This window comes from Flavobacterium sp. P3_A6, from assembly GCF_056403035.1.
Genome location: NZ_JBFUGG010000026.1, coordinates 57,348 through 63,412 on the forward strand (window position 1 = coordinate 57,348; position 6,065 = coordinate 63,412).

A 6,065-nucleotide genomic window follows, 5' to 3' on the forward strand; every position below is an offset into this window, starting at 1 on the left:
ATCACATATTGTTTTGAAAAATTTATCTAAAGTTCTAGTTCTATTATTTCCCTTTTTAATCTTCGGTCAAGGGACAGCCAAAAAAGAAGTTAATCAGCAGGTTCAAACGTGGGTTTCTTTGAACACTGTAACAAAATTTGCCGAGCATTGGGGAGTCGTTGCAGATGTGCATATTCGTGAGAACGAGTTTTTTGAAAGCAATAATTTTTATTTTCTAAGAGGAGGAGTTTCTTATATTCCAAATGCGTCTGTTTCGATTACCGGTGGTTACGCACACATGTGGCTGGCGCCAACGAAAGAAGGATGGTCAACTTATGCCGATGAAAACAGAGTATATGAACAAGTACAGTTAGCTGCCAAAGTTGGAAAAGTAAGCATTCTTCAAAGATTGCGAAACGAGCAGAGATGGCAGGAAAAAATGGCGAATGACCAACCTACAGGCGAACTTCGTTTTACGGACAGAATACGTTATTTGGCCAGTTTTACCATTCCGATATTCACTGATAAAAAAATGCCTTCATTGGTTTTATCCGATGAGCTGTTAATTCATTTTGGTAAGGAGGCGGTCTATAATACATTTGACCAAAACAGATTGTTTATTGGCATTAAACAAAATATCACTCCAAAATTAAGTTATGATTTGGGTTATATGAACGTTTACCAACAAAAATATTCAGGCTATCAGTACGATATGAATCATACGATCCGATTGTTTTTTTATCTTAACACCACTCTAAAACATAAAACACCCGAACATTCTTAAGAGGTGTATTCTATCAATTTGAGGTTCGAAGTTTTTTTTAATCGAACAAAAATTCTTTTATCGTAATTTATTTATGTATTAACTTTAATGCTAATTTAGAAGCTTAATACATCTGTATATGTAACAGGTATGATTGATATTGGTGTCTAATCCAATAAAGATGTGCGACCCGAGCGATAGCGAACAGGCGAAGCAATTACATATGACAATAAAAAAACAATAAATTGCTACATATGAAAACAACGAGAAAAGAGCATGATTTTCTGGGTGAATTGGAAATTCCAGATCATTTGTATTATGGGATTCAAACTTTTAGAGCCGTCGAGAATTTTAATATTACCGGCATTCCAATTTCAAAAGAGCCATTGTTTATAAAAGCATTGGGATATGTAAAAAAAGCAGCAGCAATGGCTAATCTGGATTGTGGCGCTTTGGATGCTAAAATTGTTGAAGCCATTTGTTACGGCAGTGATCAAGTAATTACGGGCAAATATAATAAGGAATTTGTCAGCGATTTGATACAGGGTGGAGCTGGGACATCTGTAAATATGAATGCCAATGAGGTTATTGCCAATATTGGATTGGAATATTTGGGGCATAAAAAAGGGGAGTATAATTTCCTGCATCCAAATAATCATGTGAATTGTTCTCAATCTACAAACGACGCATATCCATCAGCTTTTAGAATAGCATTGTATTTAAAAATGGATCATTTTATAAAAACAGTTGAAAATCTTGAAAAAGCTTTTGCAGTAAAAGGTACAGAATTCAAGGATGTTTTAAAAATGGGGAGAACTCAGCTGCAGGATGCAGTACCGATGACTTTGGGACAAGAATTCCATTCCTACGCAACTACAATAGGAGAGGATGTGGTAAGGCTAAAAGATGCTCAAAGTTTGGTATTGGATATTAATATGGGAGCAACAGCTATCGGAACTAAAGTAAATGCACCCGAAGGCTATCCAGAGATTTGTGTCAATTATTTGGCTAAAGAAACAGGAATCCCGTTAACCTTATCTCCAGATTTGATTGAAGCAACAGTAGATACTGGTGCTTATGTTCAAATTATGGGAACAATGAAAAGGACTGCGGTTAAAATATCAAAAATATGTAATGACTTAAGACTACTGAGTTCGGGTCCGCGGACAGGATTCAATGAAATTAATCTGCCAGCGCGTCAGCCGGGTTCATCAATTATGCCCGGAAAAGTAAATCCTGTAATTCCAGAAGTGGTCAATCAAACCTGTTTTTATGTGATAGGACAAGATTTAACGGTTACCATGGCCGCCGAAGCTGGTCAATTACAGCTGAACGTGATGGAGCCCGTAATTGCTTTTGCAATGTTTACATCATTGGATTATTTGTCAAACGCCATTCAAACATTAATCGATAAATGTATCATTGGAATTACTGCCAATGAACAGCATTGCTATACTATGGTGATGAATAGTATTGGTATTGTTACTCAGTTAAATCCGATTTTAGGATACGAAGAAAGCGCCAGTATTGCTGGAGAAGCTTTGAAAACAGGAAAGAGCGTTCACCAGATTGCAGTTATCGAGCGCAAATTAATCACTCAGGATAAATGGGATGAAATTTATTCATTAGATAACTTAATCAATCCAAAATTTATTACTTCTTAAAAAGGAAAAGTGTTCAAGCGATTTAATTTGTATCTATCATTATTTCTGATCACATTAGCAAAAACAAAAAAAGCCCAATCGTAAGATTGGGCTTTTCTATATAAGTAAGTAATTCTAAATTGAGTTTATATAACGTTTATTTTACTTTATTAAGTACTGCTTTGAAAGCTTCTGGGTGATTCATAGCTAAATCAGCAAGAACTTTACGGTTCAATTCGATTCCGTTAGCTTTTACTTTACCCATGAATTGAGAATAAGACATTCCTTCCAATCTAGCTCCAGCGTTGATACGTTGAATCCATAATGCACGGAAATTTCTTTTATTCACTTTTCTGTCACGGTAAGCGTAGCACATTGCTTTCTCTACCGCGTTCTTAGCAACTGTCCAAACGTTTTTACGTCTGCCAAAGAAACCTTTGGCTTGCTTCATTATTTTTTTTCTTCTTGCTCTTTTAGCAACTGAATTTACCGATCTTGGCATAATTTTATTGTTTTTTTGTAGCAGGCGTCCTGAATTTAATCAAAGGAACTTATGGCCATACTCCAAGGTTATTAAATTTGTTTTAACCTAAAGAAATCTATAAGCTTTAGTCTTAATGCTTAATTCTCAAGACTTGATACTTTTATATTAGATAATTCTTAATTGTTGTTTGATGCTTTTCATATCTGTAGAGTGAACTAGCGCTGAGTGAGTCAAAGCTAATTTACGTTTTTTAGATTTTTTAGTCAAGATATGACTTTTGAAAGCATGCTTTCTTTTAATCTTTCCAGAACCAGTAACTTTGAAACGTTTCTTGGCGCTAGATTTGGTTTTCATTTTAGGCATTTTTTCCTAGTGTTTTAATTTATTATTACTTACTTATATTTTCAAAAGCTTTAGGCTTTAGGCTATAAGCTTTAGGCAAATGTTTAAGAAACTTTTTGCTTAAAGCTTAAAGCTTACTGCTTGCAGCAAATAACTATTTTTTCTTCTTAGGAGCAATAAACATAATCATTCTCTTTCCTTCAAGAACAGGCATTGCTTCAACTTTTCCGTGTTCTTCTAAATCAGTTGCTAATCTTAATAATAAAATTTGCCCTTGATCTTTATAAATAATAGAACGGCCTTTAAAGAATACGAAAGCTTTTAATTTAGCTCCTTCTTTCAAGAATTTTTCAGCATTCTTTCTCTTAAATTCGTAATCATGCTCATCAGTTTGAGGACCAAAACGTATTTCTTTAACTACTACTTGAGTAGATTTAGCTTTCAGTGCCTTATCACGTTTCTTTTGTTCGTAAACAAATTTCTTGTAATCCATTATTTTACAAACTGGTGGCTCTGCATTTGGTGAAATCTCAACTAGATCCAATTCAAATTGATCAGCTAATCTCAAAGCTTCTGCAAGTTTAAAAACTCCAGGCTCTATGTTTTCACCCACAAGTCTTACTTCTTGTACACCGCGAATAAAATTATTTATTCTGTGTGCATCCTTTTTTTCTACGCGAGGTTGGTAACCTCTGTTGCTTCTTATTGCTATGACTTTATAATTTAAGTTAAACTGTAAATACTTTTAATGTTTTTTTGATTTCCTCGTCAACAATTGAAGCAAATTCTTCTATTGTAACGCTGATATTGCCTTTTCCTTCTTGGCCATGACGGCGAATTGAAATGGTTCCGTTTTTCTCTTCTTCCTCACCAACAATCAGCATAAACGGGATTTTTTGCATCTCTGCATCTCTGATTTTCTTCCCAATCGTCTCGCTTCTATTGTCAATTAGGGCGCGAATTTCGTGATTTTCTAGGAGATTTAAAACTTTTTTAGCATAATTTTCATATTTCTCGCTCAAAGACAGTATAATTGCCTGCTCTGGCATTAGCCAAAGTGGGAAATTTCCTGCGGTATGTTCTAGCAAAATAGCAATGAATCTTTCCATGGATCCAAATGGAGCTCTGTGAATCATTACGGGTCTATGTAATTCATTATCAGATCCTTTGTAGGTAAGTTCAAAACGCTCTGGTAAATTGTAATCTACCTGAATCGTTCCCAGTTGCCATTGTCTGCCTAAAGCATCTTTTACCATAAAATCCAGTTTTGGACCATAGAAAGCAGCTTCTCCGTATTCAACAACGGTATTCAATCCTTTATCTGCAGCAGCATTGATGATTGCGTTTTCAGCTTTTTCCCAATTTTCATCAGAACCAATATACTTGTCTCTGTTTACTTGATCTCTCAAGGAAATTTGAGCAGTAAAGTTTTCGAATCCTAATGAACCAAATACATATAGTACCAAGTCGATTACTTTTTTAAACTCTTCATCCAATTGTTCTGGAGTACAAAAAATATGCGCATCATCCTGAGTAAATCCGCGAACACGAGTTAAACCGTGTAATTCACCGCTTTGTTCGTATCTGTAAACGGTTCCAAATTCAGCATAACGCTTTGGTAAATCTTTGTATGACCAAGGTCTTACATTGTAGATTTCACAGTGATGAGGACAGTTCATCGGTTTTAGTAAAAACTCTTCTCCTTCAGCAGGAGTATTGATAGGCTGGAAACTGTCTGCTCCGTATTTTGCATAATGACCAGAAGTTACATATAATTCTTTTTGACCAATATGTGGCGTAACAACTTGCTCGTAACCTGCTTTTTTCTGAGCTTTTTTCAAAAATTGCTCTAATCGATCTCTCAGAGCAGCTCCTTTTGGCAGCCATAACGGCAAGCCTTGGCCAACTTTTTGAGAAAAAGCAAACAATTCCAACTCTTTTCCTAATTTTCTATGGTCGCGGCGTTTCGCTTCTTCCAGTAATTCAAGGTATTCAGTTAAGTCTTTTTGTTTCGGGAACGAAGTTCCGTAAACGCGAGTCAATTGCTTGTTTTTCTCATCACCTCTCCAGTAAGCTCCGGCAACACTCATTATTTTCATTGCTTTGATAATCCCTGTATTGGGAATATGTCCTCCACGACATAAGTCTGTAAAGGTAGAATGATCGCAAAAAGTGATAGTTCCGTCTTCAAGATTAGAAATCAGTTCTGTTTTGTAAACATTGTCTTTGTACATCTCCAATGCTTCCGCTTTAGTAACAGGACGCATTTTAAATTCATGTTTTTCTCTTGAAATTTCAAGCACACGGTCTTCGATTTTCTTAAAGTCGGCCTCAGTAATCTTTTGGTCTTCAAAATCAACATCATAGTAAAAACCATTAGAAATAGCAGGTCCCAGAGTTAGTTTAACTCCAGGGTACATTTCTTCAAGAACTTGAGCCATAACATGTGAAGTTGAATGCCAAAAAGCTTTTTTGCCATCCGCATCATTCCAAGTATATAATGTAAGACTGCCGTCGGTCGTCAGTGGAGTTGATGTTTCAATAGTTGTACCATTAAAAGATGCTGAAATCACATTTCTGGCAAATCCTTCACTGATGCTTTTTGCAACATCCATCGGAGTTACTTCTGGAGCAAACTCTCTAACTGACCCGTCGGGCAAAGTAATCTTAATCATTGTTTTTTATATTTTAAGATTGCAAATATAAAGTATTAACAAAACACATACAATAGGTCTATAAGGTTTGTTATATATATAAGTACAAAATCAAATCGCGAATTATTGCAAAAGAGTAATTCGATTGATTAGGAGCTATTTCCTGCTATCCGTTTCAATCTTGTGTGCCGAACCCCGGC

Annotated in this window: 6 protein-coding genes; 2 read left to right on the top strand and 4 right to left on the bottom strand. The window is 35.6% G+C overall.

The features are described 5' to 3' along the window. Positions 1 to 13: 13 nt before the first annotated feature. Together AC1DVP_RS18960 and aspA are read left to right on the top strand one after the other, a co-directional pair. On the top strand, positions 14 to 763 hold the full coding sequence (locus AC1DVP_RS18960) for a DUF2490 domain-containing protein (RefSeq protein WP_477185046.1): 750 nt from the start codon (positions 14 to 16) through the stop codon (positions 761 to 763). A 233-nt stretch (positions 764 to 996) separates the two neighbouring features. Next, entirely contained in the window at positions 997 to 2,406 is a 1,410-nt protein-coding gene (aspA, locus tag AC1DVP_RS18965) for an aspartate ammonia-lyase (RefSeq protein WP_477185047.1), read from the top strand. Positions 2,407 to 2,542: 136 nt separating this feature from the next. Here aspA and rplT read toward each other — a convergent pair whose 3' ends face one another. The 4 genes from rplT to thrS all read right to left on the bottom strand — a co-directional run bounded on the left by rplT (position 2,543) and on the right by thrS (position 5,886). Beyond that, on the bottom strand, positions 2,543 to 2,887 hold the full coding sequence (gene rplT / locus AC1DVP_RS18970; RefSeq protein WP_035633036.1) for a 50S ribosomal protein L20: 345 nt from the start codon (positions 2,885 to 2,887) through the stop codon (positions 2,543 to 2,545). Between the two features lie 147 nt (positions 2,888 to 3,034). Beyond that, positions 3,035 to 3,232, bottom strand: a complete 198-nt coding sequence (rpmI, locus tag AC1DVP_RS18975) for a 50S ribosomal protein L35 (protein WP_007810722.1) — start codon at positions 3,230 to 3,232, stop codon at positions 3,035 to 3,037. A 133-nt stretch (positions 3,233 to 3,365) separates the two neighbouring features. Beyond that, the gene (gene infC, locus AC1DVP_RS18980; protein WP_100429867.1) at positions 3,366 to 3,917 is read right to left on the bottom strand and encodes a translation initiation factor IF-3; all 552 of its coding nucleotides are present in this window, start codon (positions 3,915 to 3,917) and stop codon (positions 3,366 to 3,368) included. A gap of 22 nt (positions 3,918 to 3,939) precedes the next feature. After that, entirely contained in the window at positions 3,940 to 5,886 is a 1,947-nt protein-coding gene (gene thrS, locus AC1DVP_RS18985; RefSeq protein ID WP_477185048.1) for a threonine--tRNA ligase, read from the bottom strand. Positions 5,887 to 6,065 lie beyond the last annotated feature (179 nt).

Excerpts from the sequence above, each read along its gene's own strand:
- aspA (WP_477185047.1), top strand. The coding sequence starts at position 997 with ATGAAAACAACGAGAAAAGAGCATGATTTTCTGGGTGAATTGGAAATT.
- rplT (WP_035633036.1), bottom strand. The coding sequence starts at position 2,887 with ATGCCAAGATCGGTAAATTCAGTTGCTAAAAGAGCAAGAAGAAAAAAA.
- rpmI (WP_007810722.1), bottom strand. The coding sequence starts at position 3,232 with ATGCCTAAAATGAAAACCAAATCTAGCGCCAAGAAACGTTTCAAAGTT.
- thrS (WP_477185048.1), bottom strand. The coding sequence starts at position 5,886 with ATGATTAAGATTACTTTGCCCGACGGGTCAGTTAGAGAGTTTGCTCCA.